Here is a 21,121-nt window from a genome sequence, read left to right as displayed (position 1 = left end):
CTTGTTAGGTCAAGTATAAAACGTTATTTTAAGCCATTTTTACCCAGTACAGACTAATTAAAAAGTCAGCCAAAATAGAGATGAAAGAAAAAATGCAGTCCTAAAGCGCTCAACAACTCTTAGCTAGCAGGAATTCTCCTAGGTTGGGGAACCTTTATTTATAAGGAAATTGCTGAAAAACTACTTTCTCTTGTAGATAGCAAAACGCAATTTATCATTAACCAAATCAAAGTCAGTCGCTTTAACATAGAGGCCGGCCTTATTATCCATTTTCGGCAAGTTAAGCACAATGGCTTCCTTCTTGCTATTAACCTCAACAAAATCAGGTAACTGATAGCTAGAAGCGATAAACTTCAAAACATCAGAAACTGGGAGGGACAGAGTCCCAGCAGAAACTGAGCTGACATTAAGCTGAATACTGCCATCTTCCAAGACAACAGGCGTGAAATAAACGTAGAGGGGAACCTGATACCCCAAGAGAGTATAGGTCCCTTCAAATACCACTTCTTTTTCTGTCGCCTTAAAACTGTAACTGTTATTATCAGTCTGATACTGCTTGAGATAAGCCTCAACCGTATCATTAAGCTGATCCCGTGAGGAACTGAAAGTCCCTACCATAACATCCGATTGACTCTGCCGGCTGCTGATATGACCAGCTGGTTCTCTAAGAGTGCCTATGCGCAAGAAAATGATACCGACGAAAGCAAGATTAAAAGCAAGCAGGGCAAGACAGCCCCACTTCCATAGATTTTTTTTACCACTTGTCCTTTGTTTCATTAATTTTCTCCAAAACAGCATTGGCCATAATCTGGTAGCCAGTATTATTAGGATGGAAATGATCCTTTTCAAAAAGAGCATCATTTTTAACAGACGTATTAGACTGACTGTCTGAGGCTTCTGCTACTCCTTCTTGACCATCAATACCCTTATAAAGTAAGTCATTCACAGGAACGAAATAAACATTATCATATTCGTCCGTTACCGCTTGGGTTCCGTCATTCCATGAATCAACAACATCCTGTATCTGAGTTAGATCAGGAAAGTTGAGGTAAAAAGGATTGTAGATGCCGAGGACATAAATCGGCAGATCCTTGTTACCCTGACGAGCCAGCTCAATAATCTTTCGCAAGCGTTCCTGATAAGCTTGAGCAGGTTTAGTAAAACTATCAAGACTTAAGTCCGCTAGATTCTTTCTCAGAACTGCCATGACATCATTGCCACCGACAGTTAGGGTCATCATATCAGCCTGCTTCAAATCTTTTTGGATATCAGCCTTATCCTGCATTCTAGTTAAAATCTGCTGACTAGTATTGCCAGCTACGCCGTAATTTTTTGATGTCACTTGGTGATGATAATCTGTTTCTACCTGCCTAGATAAGATGGGGACAAAGCCCCCCTGATTAGTGGAGTCACCAACCCCTTCCGTCAGTGAATCTCCCAAAGCCACATAGTTAAAATTACTAACCCTTCTAGAATGCTTAAAATCAGCCCTTGTTAGCTGACCCTTGGCACTGGGCAGAAGAAAATTAAGAATCAAACCAAAAGAGAGAAGACAGGCGATAAAAAAGGCTGGAGCTAAAAACAATCGCTTATTCATAGCGCACCATAACCGCAAAAGCTCCTTCACCCGTATGAGTTTGAATAGTAGAGCCAGTTTCTAAAACTGAAATATGTTCACCATCAACTAAAACTTCAAGCCTATCCTTCATGGTATTGGCCCAATCAGGTGTTCCTGAATAAGAAATACCAATTTCAGCAACCTTACGTCCTCTAGCGTGCTCAATAAAATTATCTAACCATTTGACAAAAGTCTTCTGTCCCCGGCCTTTGACAACAGGATTTAAAGCAGAGTCCTTGAGTTCCATCACCACTCGGATATTCAGAAGGGAAGAGAGCATCCCTGAAACACGCCCAATACGGCCACCCTTAACTAAATTTTCTAAGGTTGATACCCCAATGAAGAGTTCAGATTTTTGCCGTACTTCTTCTATCTTAGCTAAAACTTCTTCCAGACTGGCCCCTTGTTCAGCCAGAAGGGCAGCCTGAACCACCTGATGCTTCATAGACTGATCAGTAAAGGTTGAATCAATGACCGTCACATTCGCACCAGCAATACTTGCCCCTTGACGAGCAGCTTCAACCGTTCCAGACAGGCTGTTAGTGATGTGAATAGAGACAATCTGATCTGCACCTTTTTTGACCAAGTTTTCATAAACTTCCGCAAAAACACCCACGGGAGGCTGACTGGTTTTAGGCACTTCTTTACTCTGTCGCATCAGATCTAGGAACTTGCCTTCTTCCTTCAAATCATTATCACTATAGATGACCCCATCAATCATAACCGACAGGGGGACAACAGTAATTCCCAAACTCTCCACCAGTTCTGGCTCAATAGTAATTGAGGAATCCGTTACAATTTTAATTTTAGACATTGCTGTTTCCTACTTCGTTCTTTCTAATAAAACATTTTCATTATATCAAAATTCTAATGGTTTTTGGGCTCTAGCAGCCAATTTAATACTCAAGACTGAGTCAGGGCCATGAAAGCTTCAAAAATCTCATCCCAAAATTGAATAGGAGGTCAATTTTTAGTCATTAAAGTTAACCAAATGACTGAGGTTACAAACTGATAGACCTAGTCATAGTCCCCACAAAGAAGAGCACCATCAAGAACTGATTTTGATGAACAAAGAAGCAGCTGGTTTACAGACAAGCAAGATGGAAAAACACGCTCAAAGCCTATTTTAGCATGAACTGATGACTTTCTTTACTGAAGTACTGACCATACAAATCCCTAGAATTACTAAAAAGATACCAAGGTAAACTATTAGAACGGCAAAGCCACTTGTCACTTCCCAGTTGATTAAAAAGATATAAGTAAAGCTGCCATCACAGAAAATCAAAGTTGTTGAGGAAATAATGAGTTCTAACAAAGATTAAAACTTCTGATAATTTCAAGATATTTGATAGGCTAAATAAATTTAGACAGGAAGGCTTTGGAAACAACAGTGCTTGACAATCGCCATAAACAGCTTTAAATCAAGCTTTACTCCTTATCTGGTCACATTTGAGACCTTTGTAATAAACTCGACATGCTTTTTTAATTTTCTAACCTTATGTCCGATTAGAAAAAGTAAAAAAGTAAAATTTGGCTCTATCTAGCAAGGATTTTTGACTAGCAATCATTTTGTCTTATTTGCAAAAATCGTTTGCGAGGACAATTTTAATCTCTGAAGCCTTATTGCGTAATCCAAAAACTGTGATAGAATATTTTACTGTTAAAATAAAAATAAAATTTTTAGATAGGAAGTATTATGCAGAAGAACACATTCAGCAAACGTAAAACAAAATTCGCCGGTCTCTGTGGAGCCATCCTTGCTACAACGACCATCGCTATGGGGGTTGGCGCAACCGTTCAGGCTGATGAAACGGCAGCACCATCAGCTACTGATGCAACTGCTCAAGAAACAACCCCTGCAGATACAAAGCAAGACCAAAAAAGCTTTGAAACGACTCCTGTTGATACCAGCCAAGATACACAGGTAACGACACCGACAGGCACTTTCACGATTGCTAGCAGTCCTGCTCAAACAGCTGTAACAGCTGAACAAACTGTTCCCGCAGCAAACGAAAATACTTCAACCGCTGCTGAGGCACCTGTTCAACAAGCACCTGCCACTGCTGCAAGTACTGAAAACAGCAATCAGGCTAGTGTTCCAGCCAGCCAAATGAACACAAATACTCAACAACCAAAATCTGCTGATAATATCGCAACTAAACCAGCAGATACAACTGAGTACGGCAGTGTTGACTTCAATCAAACGTTGACCAGCACAGCAAAAACGGCTCCTGTTACCGATGTTAACTACAACGGTTCTCAGGATGTCTACATCACGGTTGATGATCCAAGCCAACCTTATACACCAAATGCGGATAACATTGCTAAGTACTTGAATGAGTACTTGACACAATTGCGTAATATCAACGGTATCAATGTTCCTGTTCCGCCAGCTAACGATTTGATGAAGAGCTGGGCTCAAGGACGTGCTAACGAGGAAGCTTCCGAAGCTGACAGCATTGATCACCAAACAAAATTGGCCTTCCCTTCCGGTGTTTCTGTCTATTCAGAAGATGGTCATGAAGATTCTCTCTCTTCCATTGCACCAACCAATCAAGCTGGCCAAAATTTGGGCTCTGATCAGGCAACAGCTTACTACTTGGCCCTCAGCTGGTTTGCTGACTACTTCAATATCGCTGGTAGCAAGGATGATGCAAATGGTATGACATCATTTGGTCATGCCCTTTCTATCCTTTCTAATAGCGGAGACGGTATGGCTCTAGGATTTGCCAACGGTACGGGGCAAGAAAATGGCGGTTTCTATGCTATGCTGGAATTCGGTAGCAATTCTAATGTGCAAAATAATGATGGTTTTGCTGCTGATACCAAGGATGCGAATGGCAACTGGATATTGACTTACAACGGTAAGCAAGTCTTGTTCCTACCTAAGACAACTTTCCACTATGTTACGAAAGATCCTAATGCTAAACCGGATCCAAACCAAAACAATGGCGGTCAAGCCAATGATTCGGCTGCTGGTAATGGTGCACAGGCTAATGATCCAGCCAATCCTGCAGCTGGTAATTCAGATAATGCAAGTAATGGAGCTGGTAACGGCCAATCGGGTTCTGGTACGGCTGCTGTAATGCCTAAGACAGCTGAATTGGCTAATAAGGGAGCAGGTATGGGGAGTGCTAATGCATCTGCTACTGCTGCCAAGGGAGATAAGAACCTTCCATCTACAGGTGACTCTGTTCAAACTGCCGTAACAGCTATTGGTGCTGTTATGATCATGGCTGGACTTGGACTTGCAACGAAACGTAAAATCCAAGGTCAAGACTAAAATAAAATAAGACTACTCTAAAAAACGTTCTTCGCAATAAAACAGCGAAGAACGTTTTTTTCTGTCCACTTCAGAATAAGCTTCTCTCAGGCTAGATTAAGGACCCAATACTAGTTGCAAAAACTACCAAGAACAGTAAAAAGCCGAACCTAGCTACTCGACTTCTTACTGTTCTATCCATCTAGTCCATCATACCAGCCTGTAGCTGATACATACGGTGGTAGGTCCCTCGCTTAGCTAGAAGCTCTTCATGATTGCCGCTTTCAATAATCCGACCTTTATCCAAGACATAGATACAGTTGGCATCTTGGATAGTAGAAAGACGGTGGGCAATGGCGATAGTCGTCCGTCCCTGCCGCATCTTCCTGAGGGAATTTTGGATAACATCCTCGGTCTCCGAGTCAATATTAGCTGTTGCTTCATCCAAAATCAGAACCTTGGGCTGGCTGGCAACTGTTCTGGCAAAAGCTAGGAGCTGACGCTGCCCTGTTGAATAGGTTGAACCCCTTTCAGTTACAGGTTCATCATAGCTCTGAGGCAGCTTTTCAATAAAGTCATCGGCATCGACAAATTCTGCTGCCGCCTTAACTTCTTGGTCAGAAATGTCCTGATACATCCGAATATTGGATTTAATGGTTCCATGATAGAGAAAAGGATCCTGTAAGACCAGACCGACAGACCGTCTAAGCTCCTCTTGTGAATAGTCTCTGATATCATGACCGTCTAAGAGAACCTGACCTGATGCAAATTCGTAGAAGCGCATAAAGACATTGATGATGGAAGATTTACCTGAACCAGTCGGGCCGACAAAAGCAATGGTCTCGCCTTTTCTGACGCTAAAGCTGATATCATCGAGAATCTGTCGCTTGCCATCGTAGGAAAAGCTAACATGTTTAAATTCGATATTCCCTTGGGTCACCTGCAAATTTTGGTTAGCTTGTTTAGGCTCATAAGTATCACGGTCAATCAAGGTAAAGACTCGGCCAGCTGAAACCATAGAAGTCTGCAGAGTCGAGAAGTTCTGCGTGACTGAAATCAGAGGATCAAAGAGACGGTTGATATACTGAATAAAGGCATACATAAGTCCAGCCGTGATTCCGATAGTTTGCCAAGTCAGTCCAAAATAGGCCATCAGGACCGCATAACCCAGCAATTTGAGCAAGGACATAGCCGGCCTTAGGAAGATGGAATCCAGCAGAACCGAACGATTGGCAAAGGCCAGATGGCTAGCATTGATTACTTCAAATTCATTCTTGAGCCGCTCCTCCTGCCGAAAAGCCTGAATAACTCGGATTCCTTCAATGGATTCAGACAGCTTGGTATTGATATCGCTGAGTCGGGCCCTCGTTGCCTCAATCACGCTCATTGATCTTTTACGGTAGAGGTCAACCAGAATAAAGATGAAAGGCAAAAAGAAGGCTACCAGGATGGTCAGACGAATATCCAGAACAATCATGGTGTAGAGGGTGGTTGCAAAGATAAAGATGGCCGAGATAAAGCTGGACAGAATCCCAGTGAACATCTGACTGATAGCCTCGGTATCATTGGTCAGCCGAGAAACAATAGAACCTGCGGGAGTCTGGTCAAAATAAACCATCCCCAGACGCTGAATATTGTCAAAGGCATCCTGGCGAATATCCCGCACAATAGAATAGGCTACCTTAGCAAAGAGGTAATTCCCCACATAAGAGAAAATCATCTGCCACACATAGAGCAAAAAGTAACCAACCAGAATGACTAGAGCCGTCTGACTGACATTTTGGATATAACGGTCAATAAAGTAACGGGCCACTAAAGGAATGAGGGTTTGGACGATTGTTGTCAAGAGAAGAAAGATAAGAGCTAGACTGGTCAACCACTTGTAGTTTTTCAGATAGGCCATGAGACGTTTAAAAGTCTGGCGCTGACTCATTAGTTTCGTTTCCATGCTCTCCTCCTTCCATTTCTAATTGTTGTGAAGCATAGGTTCTTGCATACCAGCCCCCTTGGGCCAGTAAGTCATCATGACGTCCTCGTTCGATAATCCGACCATCTTGCAGAACCAAAATCAAGTCACTGTGTACCACTGCGCTAAGACGATGGGCCGTAATTATGGTAGTCTTGCCCTGACGAGTTTCCTTAAGGTGATCAATGATGGCATTCTCGGTCTTGGCATCAACAGCCGATAGGGAGTCATCCAAAATCAGAATGTCAGGATCCATGATCATGGCTCGAGCCATAGCAATCCGCTGCTTCTGGCCGCCAGACAGAGAAACTCCCTTCTCACCAATCAAGGTGTCAAAACCATCCGGCATGGCTATAATATCATCATAGACCTGAGCCAATTTAGCAGCCTTCTTGACCTGATCCAAAGTCAAATCAGGGTTGGAAAAGCGAATATTTTCTAAGATGGACAGAGCAAAAAGAAATTGATCCTGAGGTACATAACCGATTAGACTGCGGAGGTCTGAGAGCCGGTAATCCTTGATATTATGACCATTAAGGCTGACAAAGCCATCTGTAACATCGTATTCCCGCAAGAGCAATTTCAAGAGGGTGGTTTTACCAGAACCCGTTTGGCCAACCAAGCCTAGAGTCTGGCCCTTCCCCAACTCGAAATGAATATCTCGCAGGGTCGCATCAGTATCGTAGCTAAAGCTATTAATCGCATAAGTAATCGGACCATTTTCAATAGTTGCAAGCGGTTGGTCTGCTTCCTGAACATCGCTCTCTTCCGCCAAGAGCTTAGAAATCCGGTCATAGGAAACATTTCCTCGCTGACTGATATTAAAGAGGAAACCAATGGCCTGAAGTGGCCAAACCAACATGTCCAGATAAGTGATAAAGGTAACCAGACTACCAACCGTGACCGTCCCTGCTGTAATCAGGTAGGAACCAACCAAGAGGGTCAAAACATAAGACATCCCGACAAAAAACATAGTGACGGGAGTAAACATACTATTGTACCGCATGCTGACTAGGTTCTTTTGAAAGGTCTGCTGGTTAGTCTCAGCAAATGAAGCCGATTCTTGGTTTTGATAACCAAAGGACTTAGTTACCTTGATACCCGAAACACTCTCTTGCACCTTGTTGTTGAGATCCGAAAAAGCAGCCTGAGAAGCCTTGAAAGATTCGTGGTTCTTGCGACCCAAACGGCCTGTAGCCAAAGACATCAAGGGCAGAGGGAGAATAGCAATCAGGGTCATCTGCCAAGAGATAGTAAAGAACATGGTAAAGAGGGTCACTAAGGCCGTAATTGATGCATCTACTGCCGACATGACACCTGCTCCAGCCAACATGGTCAAGGAATTGATGTCATTAGTAGCATGGGCCATCAAATCCCCAGTCCGATACTTCTGAAAGAAAGAAGGAGACATTTGAGTGAAATGCTCAAAGAGGCGGCTGCGGAGATTTTTCCCAAGCCGATAAGAAGTCCCAAGTAAATAGAACCGCCAAATCAGCCGCAAGAGATACATGCCCAATGCAGCCGCAAGAAGAATGACCAGCTTGGTCAAAAGTGAGCCGAGGGTCAGATTTTTAGCATCAATGGAATCGATAACCTGCCCCATGACCTTTGGGGGAATCAGATTGAGGACACTGACCAAACTGAGGGAGAAAATCCCAATTAAATAGCGGCTCTTTTCCTGCTGGAAAAACCACCAGAGTTTTTTTATAATCATGCTATTTCCTTCAAAAAATGGATTACTGTAATAGAGACTGAACGATTGAAAAACCAATGTCCGAGCAGAGAAACAACGCATCCAGTCTGCATCTGCAAAAATTTCAACCACAACAAGAGGCTGGGAAGATTTCCCAACCTTTTTTATACTTATTGAACCCTAACATTGGGCTATTTATTTCTGACTTTCTTTATAAAGAATTTTACCACAGACACCAGCCAGAGGGCAAACAATCCGCCCAGACTATTAAAAATGAGGTCATCAATTTCAAAGACCCGATTGGCATTGAAAAGCCAGTCAATAATAACTTGGGTCGTTTCAATGCTCAGGCTCATGCCAAAGCTCATTAACAAGACTTTGGGCCAAGGCCGCCAATCCGGACGCAAGGCCAAAAGTCCCAAAACCAAGGGTGTTAATAGGAGCAGATTGGAAAAGTTCTGCCCGATAACCCAGAAAAGTTCTTTAAAGGTATCTAGCTTGCCGATAGAAACAAAGGAATTGAAGGGCACTAATAGGTAGGGCACCCGTCCCCAATAATGGATATTGGGCGTATCAACACCTTTTAAACTAATTGGTTGAGGACAAAAACAAAGATAGAGCAGGCAGAGAAAATACCCTTCCAGCAGAAACCAAACTAACTTACATCCTAAATGTGTCAATTCTGCCTCTTCGTCAAAGAATCTCCTGATAAATTTAGCCATCTTTAGCTACCTTGCCATCGCTTTTTGCCGATCCCGCTTCATGGTGTTAGACCGCAGCTGACCGCAGGCTGCATCAATGTCCGTTCCGTGTTCCTGACGAACAACACAGTTAACACCATTTTTCTTGAGGACATCATAGAAAGCATCTACACGCTCCTTTGTTGAACGGCTGTACTGATCATGTTCGGATACAGGATTGTAAGGAATCAAGTTGATATAAGAAAGCTTGCGGATAGACTTAGTCAAATCCGCTAGCTCCTGAGCATTTTCAGGACTGTCATTAACCTCATTAAGCATAATGTATTCAAAGGTTACCCGACGGTTAGTTGTCTCGATATAGTACTCAATGGCATCAAAAAGTTTTTCCAGTGGGAAAGAACGATTGATTCGCATGATACTCGAGCGCAGCTCATTATTAGGAGCATGGAGAGAAACGGCCAGATTGACCTGAATCCCTTCATTGGCAAAGTCACGGATTTTATGAGCCAAACCAGAGGTGGAAACGGTGATATGGCGAGCCCCAATAGCTAAGCCATTATCATCATTGATGGTTCTTAGGAAGCAGATAACATTGTCATAGTTATCAAAAGGTTCACCAATTCCCATAACCACTACGTGGCTGACCCTTTCGCCTTGACCTTGGTCATCCAGATACTTTTGCACCAGCATAATTTGAGCCGTAATTTCTCCATTGTTGAGGTCACGCTGTTTTTTAATCAGACCGCTGGCACAAAAGGTACAGCCAATGTTACAGCCAACCTGAGTAGTCACACAGACAGACAGACCGTAGTGCTGCCGCATAAGCACCGTTTCAATCAGCATGCCATCCGGCAGCTCAAAAAGATATTTAATGGTCCCATCGGCGGACTCTTGAACAATACGTTGCTTGAGGGGATTAAAGTCAAAATTTTCCTTGAGAACAGCAATAAAATCCTTGGAAATATTGGTCATTTCCTCAAAGGACTGCACCCGCTTTTTATAAAGCCAGTCCCAAATTTGTGTTGCCCGAAATTTCTTCTCACCGTGTGCTATAGCCCAATCAATCAATTGGTCTCGCGTCAAACTATAGATTGATGGTTTCATTTCTGTATTTTCTTGATCCTTCTTGCTGGTTGCTGCCATCTTAGTTGCCCTTCTTTCTTATGGTGAAATGTTGGTTCTGATCCCTATCGTCACGCCTTCTGCTGTCTGGCCTTGGTTTATGACGCTTTTGATTGGATTGCCTGTAAGAATTGTCCTGCTCGCGCCTCTTAAAGTCCTGCTTGGACTTCTGACGAGAGCGGCGTTTGCGGTTATCCCGTTTGCGGCGAGGTCGGTCCTCTTCTTCTTGCTTAGGTTCTTTTGGCTCTGGATTTTCTAGGAGGAAATAAGCACAGCCAAAATTACAATATTCCTTAAGGTAGTCATCCAAACGACTGATTTTGCTGTCTGTTTTAACGACTCGCTCATCTTTATAGAAGCCTCGCAGACGGAGCTCATCACTGGACCAATCTCCAAGGATATAGTCGTATTTAAGCAGAATACGTGAAAAACGCTGCTGAAAATTTTCCAGTTTAAAACCTTCTTTATAATTATCAACCAGCTCTAACTCAATATCTTCCGAGCGAACCTGATTATCAAAATAGACAAATTCGGGCCCCGGAAACTTATTATAATTGAGCATATCAGGGGTAATATCTTTTCGCATGGGGCTCCTTTCTTTTTTATTATGATTTTAAATAGCCTAGAACCTTTATATTATACACTATTTTGGACATTTTGTAAGGAATACTTAAATAGACCCACGTCTTACGCACGAAAACTTTCTCTTCATCCTTTTGTGCCCTCACATCACTTTTGAAAAGATAGTTTTTTAAATCAATCATCTGCTTGCCCTCTTTCTCCAAATAATTGGACTAAATAGTCTTCCAAATGAACAGAGATATACCGTTGTTTGCGACGATAGCTGAGAGCTTTTTTAGGAAATGTCATCACTTTGAGAAAATATAAACACATTTTTCGAATAAGATTAAGGGTAAATGCTGCTCTTTTATCCAATGTCTGATTATGATCTTCACGATAAACCACGTCCAATAACCAATGCAGGCTTTCGACACACCAATGACCTCGGACACTAGTGGCAAATGTGGTGACATCTGGCTTAAAACTAAAGATAAAATAACGAATCTCTTGACTCTGTTGACCATCCTTATCAACGGTGTTACGAGTCATCCCAATACCACGTAATTTATGCCATTTGGGATGGTTTTGACACAACCACTTGATATCAGAAGACACCCAATATTCTCGAACTTCAATCTGTCCTCTAGCTTTTTCAATGGTCTGATAGTATTGCCTCTTTTGTTGTAATCTTTCCAATACGTTGACATCACTAAAATAAAGGGTAATATCGTCATAAAGCGTCTCTTGATTCCTTTTGACGGCTAGGCAATAATCTCCTTTGCCTTTGATAATCTCATCCACAATCTCTGTCTGTGTTCCCATAGCATCCATGGTCACAATACCTTTACGGATATCAATGGTGCGCAATAATGGAGGAATGGCAACAATTTCATTACTCTTCTCATCAACCGCCACCTGCCCCAAACTAAGATGATGTCCTCCATCATAAGCCGTCACAATATGAACAGGCTTCTGATCTTTACCGCGATTGCCTCTAATGGTTTTACCGTCCACTGAAATAAGTTTATGAACAGCCCCTAAGCTCGTCACTGATTGTTCAAATTGAACGTTAAGCTCTTTTAAACGGTCTGGATTAACAAGACTAACCACACGCTCTAAGGTATCATGAGACGGACAACCATCACTCAAATCAACATAGTCTGCAAAGGTTGTTTCATTCATTTCAATAAAATCTTCCATCTCTGTCCATGTTTCAATACCAGCCAATTGGCAGCAAAATACCAAGAAGAGAATCGTCGACAAAGGGTAATGAATTTTCCAAGCTTGACGACCATCCAGTTCAGTTGCTCGTTCATCAATAGAAATAATAAAATCAATCATTGTAGTATCCTCATGTCTAGTTTACTACTTTGATTGATTTTGTCATTATGGTTTCCGCTTTCTGAAAACGAAACTTCCTTCATGCGTTTGGCGTGAAATAGACCTCTGGGAATGCTGATGACCAGATCTATCTTCCTTCGCTCTGCTGACACCAAAAACAACTGCTCCTTTCTGAACAGTTGCTCGTTTTTATTTGGTTTTCTCCAGATAGTCGATAGCTTCCTGAGCTGTCTTGACAGGAACAATTTTCATCTTACTACCAATCTTCTTGGCCATCTTTTTGGCCTCTTGATAGTTGTTGCCCCTAGGATAATATTTCTTATTCGCCTCAGCCACCGGATTATCAGGAACAAAGAAAATTTCAGCACCTGACTTATCAGCAGAAACGACCTTTTGTGAAACACCGCCGATGTCACCGACCGAACCATCTGGCTCGATAGTGCCTGTTCCAGCAATCATCCGCCCTTTGAGCAGATCTTTCTTATTGAGCTGATCATAAATGGACAAGGTAAACATAAGACCGGCACTAGGTCCGCCAACCCCTTGAGTGGAGAACTTAACCTTTTCAGGCGAGCTAACTTCGGTATGATCGGTCAGGGTAATGCCAATACCATTTTTGCCATTTGTGAGCTTGACCACCTTACCTTTGGACGACTTCTTCTTGTCTTGACTGGTGTATTGAACAGTCACTCTGGACCCTAATTTAAGACCAGTGACATACTTGACCAAGTCTTTAGAAGATTTGAAGCTCTTGCCATTGATGCCTGTCACCGTATCAGCAATATTGAGAGTTCCTTTAAAAGTCGAATTGTCAGCGATATTAAGGACATAGACACCTTTATAGTCTAATTTAACCTTTTTACCAGCTAGCTTGAGAGCCTGATAAATAGCTGTGTTCTGGGAATTTTCCATATAGTACTGATTCATCAGGTTGTAGTCCTTGGTGCTAGCACCACCAGTCATCTCTTTCTTGGAAACAATCTCGGTTGTGTCTTTATTGAACCAAGAATAGGCGATATTAAAGACTGTCCCCGGTCGGAGCTCGACCGCCACAAAATTGTAGGAACCCTTGTTCTTATCTGTTTTACCATTAATGGTCATGACCTGATTGATGTCAAAGGCACCGCCAGGAACTTCAACATAATAGGGGAGTGGGACGAGCAAACAGAAGGCTAGAGCTAGAAGAGCAAAGCCGCCGATCAGCCACCATTTAAATCGTTTAATAAAACTCCCCTTGTTAGGATTGACCTGATTTTCTGCCTTATTTACCGTCATATTGTTTCTCCAATTCTAAAGCCACGATTTCTGGGACGTAGGGCCGAATGTCAGCACCAAAGTGGGTCAACTCACGGATTCTTGATGATGAAACATAGGATAACTCTGGCTTAGCTAAAAGATAGATGGTTTCCAGCTCAGGATCCAAGTCATGGTTAAAATGATCCATACTAGCTTCATAGGTCAAATCCTGACCATTGCGAAGCCCTCTTACCAAAACCGTTGCTCCAAGGGATTCAGCCACATCAACAGCTAGTTGCTCGTGCGAGGTCAGGACAGAAACATTAGGAAGGTCCTTAACCACTTCTTCCAGCAAAGCCTGACGCTTGGCTAGCGGCAAGAAACCTGCCTTATCCTGATTATAAAATATACCTACATATAGCTGATCAAGGAGCTGGCTAGCCCGTTTGATGAGGTCTAAATGACCATTTGTCACAGGGTCAAAAGAGCCTGCATACAAGCCAATCTTACTTGACATAAATTGTCACCTTACTAATTCCATATATTTTTTGTTTCCAAATTTTTAAATCATTGATGGTTTCCGGCAGCACAACTGCCTTGTCAGTTTCACAGACAATCATAACAGCTGGTGCAAGCAAATCATAGGCTTGAAGTTGTTGGATCGTCTGAACAATCTCCTCCTTAGCATAGGGAGGGTCCAGCAAAACCAAATCAAACTGGCCCTCCAAGGTCGGCAGAACCTGCTTAGCATCTCGCTTAATCAGCCGAAACTGGTCTTGGACCTGGGTCATCCTGATGTTGGCTTCAATGACAGCTTGAGCCCGTCTATCCCGCTCAACCAAAACCGCTTGCTCCATGCCTCGGGAAATAGCCTCAATGGAGAGACCGCCGCTGCCGGCATAGAGATCCAAGACACGACCCCCATTAAAGAAGGGGCCAATCATACTGTAAATAGCTCCCCTGACCTTATCTGAGGTTGGACGAGTAGTCTTACCTTCCAAGGTTTTAAGCGGACGACCGCCAAAACTTCCTGCAATAATTCTCATAACAGCTATTATAGCAAAATTTCACAATCCATAAAGGATTAAAACCCAGCTCGAATTTCTTTTTAGGCTGGCTATAATAATCGCGAGCAATACGTCTGTCTCCCCCTCACTAACATAACAGTCTATCAACTGCTTGAACTTTTTATTGCCAAGCCCCGTCCGTTCCCCTTTTTCCAAATTCTCCTAGAGTTCCACCTTAATCTTATCAATTAATTTCTTGGTCATACGTCTAGGCCCTCGAACGGCCTTAACCCCAGATTCCTTGAGGACTGTCAGAGGAAACTCTTGATCTGCGAAAGTCTTGACCCGCTTGATGGTCATAAGCTCCTTGATATCTGACCTGTTCCGATAGCCTTCATTGGGGAGATTGCTAGCTAAAACTTGGCAGGCATAACGAACCGCCTGAATGGGACTAGTCATATAGATGAAAACCCAGTCCCCTTTTTTAATCTGAGCCTTCTGAGTCCAATGAATGGTATCTGAAGCGGCAAATTCGGCATCAATATCATAGTATTTGGGATTAGCAGGAATTAACCAGTAGTCCGGCCCTTCCTCAGCCTTAAAAGATTTGGGACCAACCAAAGCACGACTAGCCTCTACCAGTTCAAAAACTTCCTTATCTGATAGACTGTCATCCATGATAAGGGAAATCCAAGATTGCTTGTTCATGTGATAACTAGGATAGATGCCTGGCTTTTCCAAAAGTTCTTCTAAGAGCCCCTTATCAATTTTGATATTGATGACCTCAGCTTCTCGCTCCACATCCGATCCTGCCAGAGGCTTGACCTCACTATCTAATTTGTCCAATTTGAGGGGAAAGACTAGAGCGTACCATTTATTGTTGGCGGGGTGACGAAAGGAAGCATATTGCGAATACTTGGCAAAAGGGTAATCAAAACCATCGCCAAACTTATCCTTTAAATGCTGGGCCAGACGGTTGGTTTGGGGGAGGTCAAAAGGTGTGACTTCAAAGCAGGCCTCCGCAATCTCTTGAAGCAGCTCCCCGTAAGCTTCTCTGACCTGACCTAGGTAGGATCCGGTTTGACTGATGACATGAATAGCCGTGTATTCTTCGCCAAGGTCGGTATCCATGAGTCGACCGGACACCTGACCCTCTCCAGTTATTAGAATTTGAGCCTGAAAATCCCCAGCCATAATAGCTCGATTATAACGATAGTCAGTCCCTTCTTTTTTAAAGCCAAAATCCAATAATTTTTGGACATTCACGGTTTTACGCTTAAAATATTGACTTTCAAATGTCATTACAGACTCCCCGTCTTGTCTCTTTACAGTCTCCTTATTATAGCAAAAAGCGAGCAGGCTTTCCTAGCTCACTCGCTCTTCATTTTATAAAATGTTATCAAAGTCTTTTCTGACTTGGTCTGGCCAAACACTAGATTCGACTTCCCCAATGTGTTTCTTACGCAAGAGGAACATAGCCATGCGAGACTGACCAATACCGCCACCGATGGTCAGAGGAAAAAGACCGTTGAGAAGAGACTTGTGCCATTCCAATTTCAAACGATCTTGGTCACCGGTGATTTCAACCTGACGCTTGAGGGCATCCTCATCAACCCGAATCCCCATGGAGGAGAGTTCAAAGGCATGGCCCAGACTTTCATTCCAAACGATAATATCACCATTGAGACCATGATAACCGTTTTCAGATTCACTAGTCCAGTCATCATAGTCTGGGGCCCGACCATCATGAGGTTTACCATCTGGCAGGATACCACCGATACCAATCAAAAAGACAGCACCATACTCCTTAGCAATCACATCTTCACGTTCCTTAGGCGTTAAATCAGGGTATTGCTCAACCAAGTCCTCTGTGTGAATAAAGGTAATCTTCTTAGGCAGGACTGCATCAATATCGAAGCGAGCTTCGACAGCCAACTCTGTCAAACGAATAGCCTTGTAGACCTTTTCAACCGTTTCTTTGAGATAGGCAAGATTACGCCTACCATCTGGAATAACCTTTTCCCAATCCCACTGATCAACATAAACCGAATGGATCTGGTCCAGAGAATCTTCATCAGGACGCAGAGCCTTCATGTGGACAAAGAGGCCTTCGCCCTCATTGAAACCAAAACGTGCCAAGGTGTGGCGTTTCCATTTGGCTAAAGAATGAACAACTTCATAGGTTTCGTCAGGAATTTGGAAGACATTCACGCGCACAGGATTTTCAACCCCACTCAAATTATCTTGCATACCGTCCCCGACCCGACTCAAAATGGGTCCTTGCACTTCAACGATATCAAGCTTATCAATCAAATACTGAGTGAAGGTATTCTTGACAAAAGAAATCTCCTGCTGCTGGTGAATAAAGCTTTTCTTCATAAGCTTCCCTCCTTTAAAATTTAATATGAGGCTATTATACTCCCATTTGCCTAAAAAATAAATAGCTTGAAGCATAAAAGTTTGATTTTCCTGAATTTTTCTGGAAATTTTTGAAAACAGCCATCGGTCACTAGACAAGACAGCGAACTCTTGTCCTTACAGGAAAATAGCTTTAACGTTATCAATGTTCAAAAAATAAAGTGAGTCTGAGACAAAAGTCCAGACTCGTTAGTATTATTCTAGATTTACCAGATTGGCACAGTGGTTGCTGGCTGGTTTTCCTTTTGCCACAAGGCCAAAGCGGAAAACCTAAACGAATGTGATGACCATCGTTCATCTTATTTCCAAGCTCAAAAGGTTCCACAGACTTTTTGAGCTGTGCGGGGGTGGGTTAAAAAGGTCTGGAAGACCTTTTTAATCGGGAAATAAAGCTTGCAAAGCAAGTGTCAAAATGGTCTTGGAAGAGACCGTTTCAGGTCACCACCTTAAAACCAGAACGGGGTGAGAATCAAAATTTTCAAGTTTTGGGTTCTTCCCTACTCCCTACTGATTTTGTCCCACTCTCATTTTACCTTATTTCACAGTATCTTCCCGACTAATATTAGTTGAAGTACCATTCTTACCTGTAATAATATAATCGGAGTAATCTCCGTAACCAGAACCATCATCATCATAATCATCATCATAATCATCGTCATCACTGCTTGAATCAGAGCTAGACTGACCATCATTATAATCTACCTTCGCAGACCATGACACCTTATCTTTAATATCACCAGATGACTTATGATCTGAATCATAAGCATAGTAGAAATCACATACTACTGTGAAGTTCACTGTATAACTCTTTGCACTGGTTTGGGTAACACTAGTGACGTCAACATCACTAAACGTAACACTATCCGCCTTACGAATCTTGGCATTAATGGTATTGGTATCAACCATATCTTTGAGATCCTTATACATACTGTTGTCTGTACCACCTTGGAAAATGTCAGCTAAATCATCCGGTGTCGTATTATCAACAGCATAATCCTCCATTTTACCATAGGCAGCCGTAATCAGGTCATCTGCTGTATCACGTTCCAAGATACCATCTGCATCCAAGTTCAAGCTGTCACCATCACTGATATCCTCAATTACGGTAGTGTCTGATTTAACACTAGTACCATCGCTAAATTTCTTCTGAACATAGACCGAGGCGCTGTCTGTGACAGCCAATTTTGAAGCAGAATATTGGCCATTTTTCATGCTACCGATTTTCTTGCTGCCGACGTAAACATCACCATCCGTCAGATTACTATTGATAGTGAAACTGAGGTACTTGACATTAAGAGCAATTGTCAGAGGCTTACCTGCCTCACTCGAAGAGTTACTCGAGTGATCGGGTTTCAGTTTCTTTTCCGAACTAATTTCAAGACTCTGGCCCTTAACCTTGCCTGCTGCCACAAAATCATAAGTTCCAGGATAAAGACGCTTTAGAGTTGAACTGTATTTAGTGCTATCAGAAGTCGCAAAGTTGACATCATTGATGCTGATTTTCAAATCCTTGGTGTTGGTTGAAACCCTTGCTGAAACAGGTTTAACGGCCACTTTCCATTTAGGAAATAGGAGATACTCGCGCCCCGCTTGTACCATATTGGAGCCCTTCATCAGATCTGACTTACTGGTATTCGAGAAGACTTTAGAAGTATTCGTGTATTTTAAGTCCGAATCCTTAATAGCCTTTTTATTATCAGCCCAAACTTCATACGTTAGTTGCTGTTTAAAATTCTTACCAGCTACAGCCAAATAACGGTTTGCCACAGCGTCACGCGAATAATAGTGACTACCGTAAACAATCATACTGATTAGAGCCAGAGCGGCCAGCGTGGCAAAAGCTATTAAAAACTTTTTCCAAGTTGCCATCGGCAGTTTAACAGGCTTGAGATTAGAATTCAAAAACTGATTGACACTTGTCAGATCAAAGCCTGCTGCTTTACCGATTAAAAATTCTTCAGGTCGAGGCTGACGGCCAACATACTTCTGAAAGGCTGAAATCCAGACATCTTTTTGCGATGTATCAAGATCATCCCGCTCAGATAAATTGGACTGGTGAAGCCCTGCATCAGACGTTCCTGCTGCAGCCTGACTGGGCTCTTTCTCCTGACCTGCAGTTGTTTCCGCAAAATCTTGATCGGCTAAATCGGCAACAAACACTTCCTGTGTAACATCACTATCCTGAGAAACTGCTTGAGCACTTGTAATGACACCATCAATACTTTCCAAGCCAGCGATCCGACGAATTTCCTTAGGTGAAAAGTCAGTTTGCTTTCCAGCCATAAATTCCTGAGGCGTAGGTTTGCGGCCGACAACATCTTCAAATAATTCTGTCCATCTTTCTTTCGTAGCCATAGTCTCACCTTATTCTATTGTCAATTAGAAGAAGTTAGAGGATAACTCTGTAAGAACATCCCTTAAACCACCAATAATCATCGAGCCTGAAATCTTGTAAACGATGAAAAGAACCAAGGCAAACACCAAACCAACTAGCACTGACATGTAAAAATTGTTAACTTTCTTAAGAGAAAGATTAATGTTCTTGAGTAAAGCCACAAAGATAAAAAGAAGACCGAGAAGAACAAGGAAGGTCACAAAGCCTCCGCCAACGGTAATCGTTTTAAGTGCTGGCAATGCTTGTTCCAGCTTGGTAAACATTCCAAAAGATCCAAATACGGAATCAGAAGTATCAAAGGCATCCATGGCTGAGGTATCGACATCTAACTTGTTCGTAACAATAAAACTGCTGAAGAATGCTAAGATATTCAAGACCAAAACAATTGGACTGTAAGAGAAATATTGACCAAATTTTTTGAAGAAGGTCTTGGTCTTATCTTTATCAAAAATAGCAGGCGCCCCCATAACAAGGACATAAAAGACAAAGAAGATAAGGATGAATGCTAAAGTCTTAAGAAAACCAAAATGACTAGAAATACTATTTACAATTTCCTTATAGGCTTCATAATCTGCTTCCTTAAAACTTTCACCATCAGCTGTAGCATTAGGGAACATCATCAATAATCTATGGAAGAAATTAACCAAGCCCCATGAAATAAACCAAGAAGCCAAACCAATCGTTACCAAGCCAAAAACAGGATGGGGCTCTTCTTCCTTAGCTTGAGGATTCTTGAAGGCTTTCAAGAACCAAGCAAAGTAATCCTTAAAACCTTTTTTGAAGGCTTCAACCTGTGGATTGGGTTGCTTAGGTGCTGGAGCCATAACCGCTTGAATTTGACCGTCTGGACCTTGTTGATAATAGACTTGTTGTTGAGGTTGTGCTACTTGTCCTGGCTGAGCAAATTGACCCGACATTGGTTGACCAGCTTGAACTGGACCTTGTTGAACCTGAGCAAATTGACTGGCTTGATCGGCCCGAGGATTTTGAAAGCCTGGCATCGCTTGTGCTTGACCAGAAGCCTCTGCAAAATCTTGCGGAGTCGCTGCTTGAACGGACTCCTGTCCTGCTTGTGGCTGAATGGGAGCTTGAGTTTGCGCCATTTGTTCAGCTTGGGCCTCTGCTGAGTTTACTGCTTGTGCTGGTTGCGGAGCAACTGGTTCCTGCGGCGCTCCTGGCTGGACTTGATCTGGAGTTGCTGTCACATCTTCTGCAACAAATTCTCCTGCCGCAAGTCCTTGAGCTACCTCAGCCTCTGAGGGTGTTCGACCATTGATGGCTTCAAAATATTCAATCCAATCCTGTTTGTTCATGTTATTCTCCTTATCATTTTAAAAAAAACTGATGTCCGCATTTGAAATATTCTATTTCTATCAAAATGTAACTCTTGCTCTATAAAGAAGCAAGTCAAGACTAAAAATACAAAATGACACAAAGCCTCTATTCAGTTTTCTTTTAGAATACTTCCCATTATACTATAAATTTAATTAGAGAACAATAATGTTTTTAGATAAAAAAAGGCCAAAGCGGAAAACCTAAACGAATGTGATGACCATCGTTCATCTTATTTCCAACCTCAAAATGAGAAAACGAGAAAAGAGAGGACAGAAGTCGATTTTTTATATAAATTGACTTCGTTGTCCCACCTCCGCACAGTTGATTAGGATGGCCGCTAACACTTGCGGAGTAGTTAAACAGTCCAGTGGACTGTTTAAGGGGGCGCCTGAAAATAAGACAGCGTCCCAGATCAGGACCCCCAACCACTGCATCAAACTGTTATTACTGCAAAAATAGAAGGCTG

General features: G+C 42.5%; 17 protein-coding genes. 1 reads left to right on the top strand and 16 read right to left on the bottom strand.

Features of this window, described 5'->3' with window-relative positions; all coding sequences use genetic code 11:
* Positions 1–180: 180 nt before the first annotated feature.
* The 3 genes from STRCR_RS05160 to STRCR_RS05150 are packed head-to-tail and all read right to left on the bottom strand — an operon-like array spanning position 181 to position 2,432.
* On the bottom strand, positions 181–777 hold the full coding sequence (locus STRCR_RS05160) for a YpmS family protein (RefSeq protein ID WP_040804467.1): 597 nt from the start codon (positions 775–777) through the stop codon (positions 181–183).
* Positions 755–1,597, bottom strand: coding sequence for an SGNH/GDSL hydrolase family protein (locus STRCR_RS05155; protein ID WP_003048894.1), 843 nt, complete (start codon positions 1,595–1,597; stop codon positions 755–757). The genes STRCR_RS05160 and STRCR_RS05155 overlap by 23 nt, the downstream gene beginning before the upstream one ends.
* Positions 1,590–2,432: a DegV family protein gene (locus STRCR_RS05150; RefSeq protein ID WP_004228990.1), complete on the bottom strand. Its 843-nt coding sequence runs from the start codon at positions 2,430–2,432 to the stop codon at positions 1,590–1,592. The genes STRCR_RS05155 and STRCR_RS05150 overlap by 8 nt, the downstream gene beginning before the upstream one ends.
* A gap of 882 nt (positions 2,433–3,314) precedes the next feature.
* On the opposite strand from STRCR_RS05150, the gene STRCR_RS05145 reads away from it, so the two are divergent.
* Positions 3,315–4,901, top strand: a complete 1,587-nt coding sequence (locus STRCR_RS05145; RefSeq protein ID WP_004229959.1) for a putative cross-wall-targeting lipoprotein signal domain-containing protein — start codon at positions 3,315–3,317, stop codon at positions 4,899–4,901.
* A 181-nt stretch (positions 4,902–5,082) separates the two neighbouring features.
* Here the strand turns inward: STRCR_RS05145 and STRCR_RS05140 are convergent, their stop codons facing one another.
* From STRCR_RS05140 to STRCR_RS05075, 13 genes are all read right to left on the bottom strand, one after another.
* Complete coding sequence (locus tag STRCR_RS05140) at positions 5,083–6,828, bottom strand: ABC transporter ATP-binding protein (protein WP_004228914.1); 1,746 nt, start codon at positions 6,826–6,828, stop codon at positions 5,083–5,085.
* Positions 6,791–8,560: an ABC transporter ATP-binding protein gene (locus STRCR_RS05135; RefSeq protein ID WP_004225420.1), complete on the bottom strand. Its 1,770-nt coding sequence runs from the start codon at positions 8,558–8,560 to the stop codon at positions 6,791–6,793. Before STRCR_RS05135 ends, STRCR_RS05140 begins: the two co-directional genes overlap by 38 nt.
* A 170-nt stretch (positions 8,561–8,730) precedes the next feature.
* Positions 8,731–9,261: a VanZ family protein gene (locus tag STRCR_RS05130; RefSeq protein ID WP_004229467.1), complete on the bottom strand. Its 531-nt coding sequence runs from the start codon at positions 9,259–9,261 to the stop codon at positions 8,731–8,733.
* Between the two features lie 6 nt (positions 9,262–9,267).
* Positions 9,268–10,383 carry a dual-specificity RNA methyltransferase RlmN gene (gene rlmN / locus STRCR_RS05125; RefSeq protein ID WP_004229496.1) on the bottom strand — a complete coding sequence of 372 codons (1,116 nt, stop codon included), beginning with the start codon at positions 10,381–10,383 and terminating at the stop codon, positions 9,268–9,270.
* Position 10,384: 1 nt separating this feature from the next.
* Positions 10,385–10,948 carry a YutD family protein gene (locus STRCR_RS05120; RefSeq protein WP_004227126.1) on the bottom strand — a complete coding sequence of 188 codons (564 nt, stop codon included), beginning with the start codon at positions 10,946–10,948 and terminating at the stop codon, positions 10,385–10,387.
* A gap of 170 nt (positions 10,949–11,118) precedes the next feature.
* Positions 11,119–12,264 carry an ISAs1 family transposase gene (locus tag STRCR_RS05110; protein WP_004225757.1) on the bottom strand — a complete coding sequence of 382 codons (1,146 nt, stop codon included), beginning with the start codon at positions 12,262–12,264 and terminating at the stop codon, positions 11,119–11,121.
* A gap of 189 nt (positions 12,265–12,453) precedes the next feature.
* The gene (locus STRCR_RS05105; RefSeq protein ID WP_004228979.1) at positions 12,454–13,539 is read right to left on the bottom strand and encodes a SepM family pheromone-processing serine protease; all 1,086 of its coding nucleotides are present in this window, start codon (positions 13,537–13,539) and stop codon (positions 12,454–12,456) included.
* Positions 13,526–14,017, bottom strand: a complete 492-nt coding sequence (gene coaD, locus STRCR_RS05100) for a pantetheine-phosphate adenylyltransferase (RefSeq protein WP_004227827.1) — start codon at positions 14,015–14,017, stop codon at positions 13,526–13,528. The genes STRCR_RS05105 and coaD overlap by 14 nt, the downstream gene beginning before the upstream one ends.
* Positions 14,007–14,546 (bottom strand): 16S rRNA (guanine(966)-N(2))-methyltransferase RsmD, encoded by a 540-nt coding sequence (gene rsmD / locus STRCR_RS05095; RefSeq protein WP_004226009.1) that lies wholly within the window; start codon positions 14,544–14,546, stop codon positions 14,007–14,009. The genes coaD and rsmD overlap by 11 nt, the downstream gene beginning before the upstream one ends.
* Before the next feature lie 183 nt (positions 14,547–14,729).
* Complete coding sequence (locus STRCR_RS05090; RefSeq protein ID WP_004230123.1) at positions 14,730–15,809, bottom strand: MmcQ/YjbR family DNA-binding protein; 1,080 nt, start codon at positions 15,807–15,809, stop codon at positions 14,730–14,732.
* 84 nt (positions 15,810–15,893) lie between these two features.
* Positions 15,894–16,886, bottom strand: a complete 993-nt coding sequence (gene asnA / locus STRCR_RS05085) for an aspartate--ammonia ligase (protein ID WP_004228458.1) — start codon at positions 16,884–16,886, stop codon at positions 15,894–15,896.
* A gap of 573 nt (positions 16,887–17,459) precedes the next feature.
* A complete protein-coding gene (locus STRCR_RS05080; RefSeq protein ID WP_004226295.1) occupies positions 17,460–19,280 on the bottom strand; it encodes a zinc ribbon domain-containing protein in 1,821 nt (606 codons plus the stop codon).
* A 24-nt stretch (positions 19,281–19,304) separates the two neighbouring features.
* Complete coding sequence (locus STRCR_RS05075) at positions 19,305–20,633, bottom strand: hypothetical protein (protein ID WP_004227331.1); 1,329 nt, start codon at positions 20,631–20,633, stop codon at positions 19,305–19,307.
* Between the last annotated feature and the right edge of the window lie 488 nt (positions 20,634–21,121).

This window comes from Streptococcus criceti HS-6, from assembly GCF_000187975.2.
Taxonomy (GTDB): domain Bacteria; phylum Bacillota; class Bacilli; order Lactobacillales; family Streptococcaceae; genus Streptococcus; species Streptococcus criceti.
Note: the sequence above shows the minus strand (reverse complement) of the source record. Positions and strands in the feature narration are given on the sequence as shown.

What these genes read in the sequence shown, in the direction of transcription:
- STRCR_RS05160 (WP_040804467.1), bottom strand. Translation starts at nt 777, where the DNA reads ATGAAACAAAGGACAAGTGGTAAAAAAAATCTATGGAAGTGGGGCTGT.
- STRCR_RS05155 (WP_003048894.1), bottom strand. Translation starts at nt 1,597, where the DNA reads ATGAATAAGCGATTGTTTTTAGCTCCAGCCTTTTTTATCGCCTGTCTT.
- STRCR_RS05150 (WP_004228990.1), bottom strand. Translation starts at nt 2,432, where the DNA reads ATGTCTAAAATTAAAATTGTAACGGATTCCTCAATTACTATTGAGCCA.
- STRCR_RS05145 (WP_004229959.1), top strand. Translation starts at nt 3,315, where the DNA reads ATGCAGAAGAACACATTCAGCAAACGTAAAACAAAATTCGCCGGTCTC.
- STRCR_RS05140 (WP_004228914.1), bottom strand. Translation starts at nt 6,828, where the DNA reads ATGGAAACGAAACTAATGAGTCAGCGCCAGACTTTTAAACGTCTCATG.
- STRCR_RS05135 (WP_004225420.1), bottom strand. Translation starts at nt 8,560, where the DNA reads ATGATTATAAAAAAACTCTGGTGGTTTTTCCAGCAGGAAAAGAGCCGC.
- STRCR_RS05130 (WP_004229467.1), bottom strand. Translation starts at nt 9,261, where the DNA reads ATGGCTAAATTTATCAGGAGATTCTTTGACGAAGAGGCAGAATTGACA.
- rlmN (WP_004229496.1), bottom strand. Translation starts at nt 10,383, where the DNA reads ATGGCAGCAACCAGCAAGAAGGATCAAGAAAATACAGAAATGAAACCA.
- STRCR_RS05120 (WP_004227126.1), bottom strand. Translation starts at nt 10,948, where the DNA reads ATGCGAAAAGATATTACCCCTGATATGCTCAATTATAATAAGTTTCCG.
- STRCR_RS05110 (WP_004225757.1), bottom strand. Translation starts at nt 12,264, where the DNA reads ATGATTGATTTTATTATTTCTATTGATGAACGAGCAACTGAACTGGAT.
- STRCR_RS05105 (WP_004228979.1), bottom strand. Translation starts at nt 13,539, where the DNA reads ATGACGGTAAATAAGGCAGAAAATCAGGTCAATCCTAACAAGGGGAGT.
- coaD (WP_004227827.1), bottom strand. Translation starts at nt 14,017, where the DNA reads ATGTCAAGTAAGATTGGCTTGTATGCAGGCTCTTTTGACCCTGTGACA.
- rsmD (WP_004226009.1), bottom strand. Translation starts at nt 14,546, where the DNA reads ATGAGAATTATTGCAGGAAGTTTTGGCGGTCGTCCGCTTAAAACCTTG.
- STRCR_RS05090 (WP_004230123.1), bottom strand. Translation starts at nt 15,809, where the DNA reads ATGACATTTGAAAGTCAATATTTTAAGCGTAAAACCGTGAATGTCCAA.
- asnA (WP_004228458.1), bottom strand. Translation starts at nt 16,886, where the DNA reads ATGAAGAAAAGCTTTATTCACCAGCAGCAGGAGATTTCTTTTGTCAAG.
- STRCR_RS05080 (WP_004226295.1), bottom strand. Translation starts at nt 19,280, where the DNA reads ATGGCTACGAAAGAAAGATGGACAGAATTATTTGAAGATGTTGTCGGC.
- STRCR_RS05075 (WP_004227331.1), bottom strand. Translation starts at nt 20,633, where the DNA reads ATGAACAAACAGGATTGGATTGAATATTTTGAAGCCATCAATGGTCGA.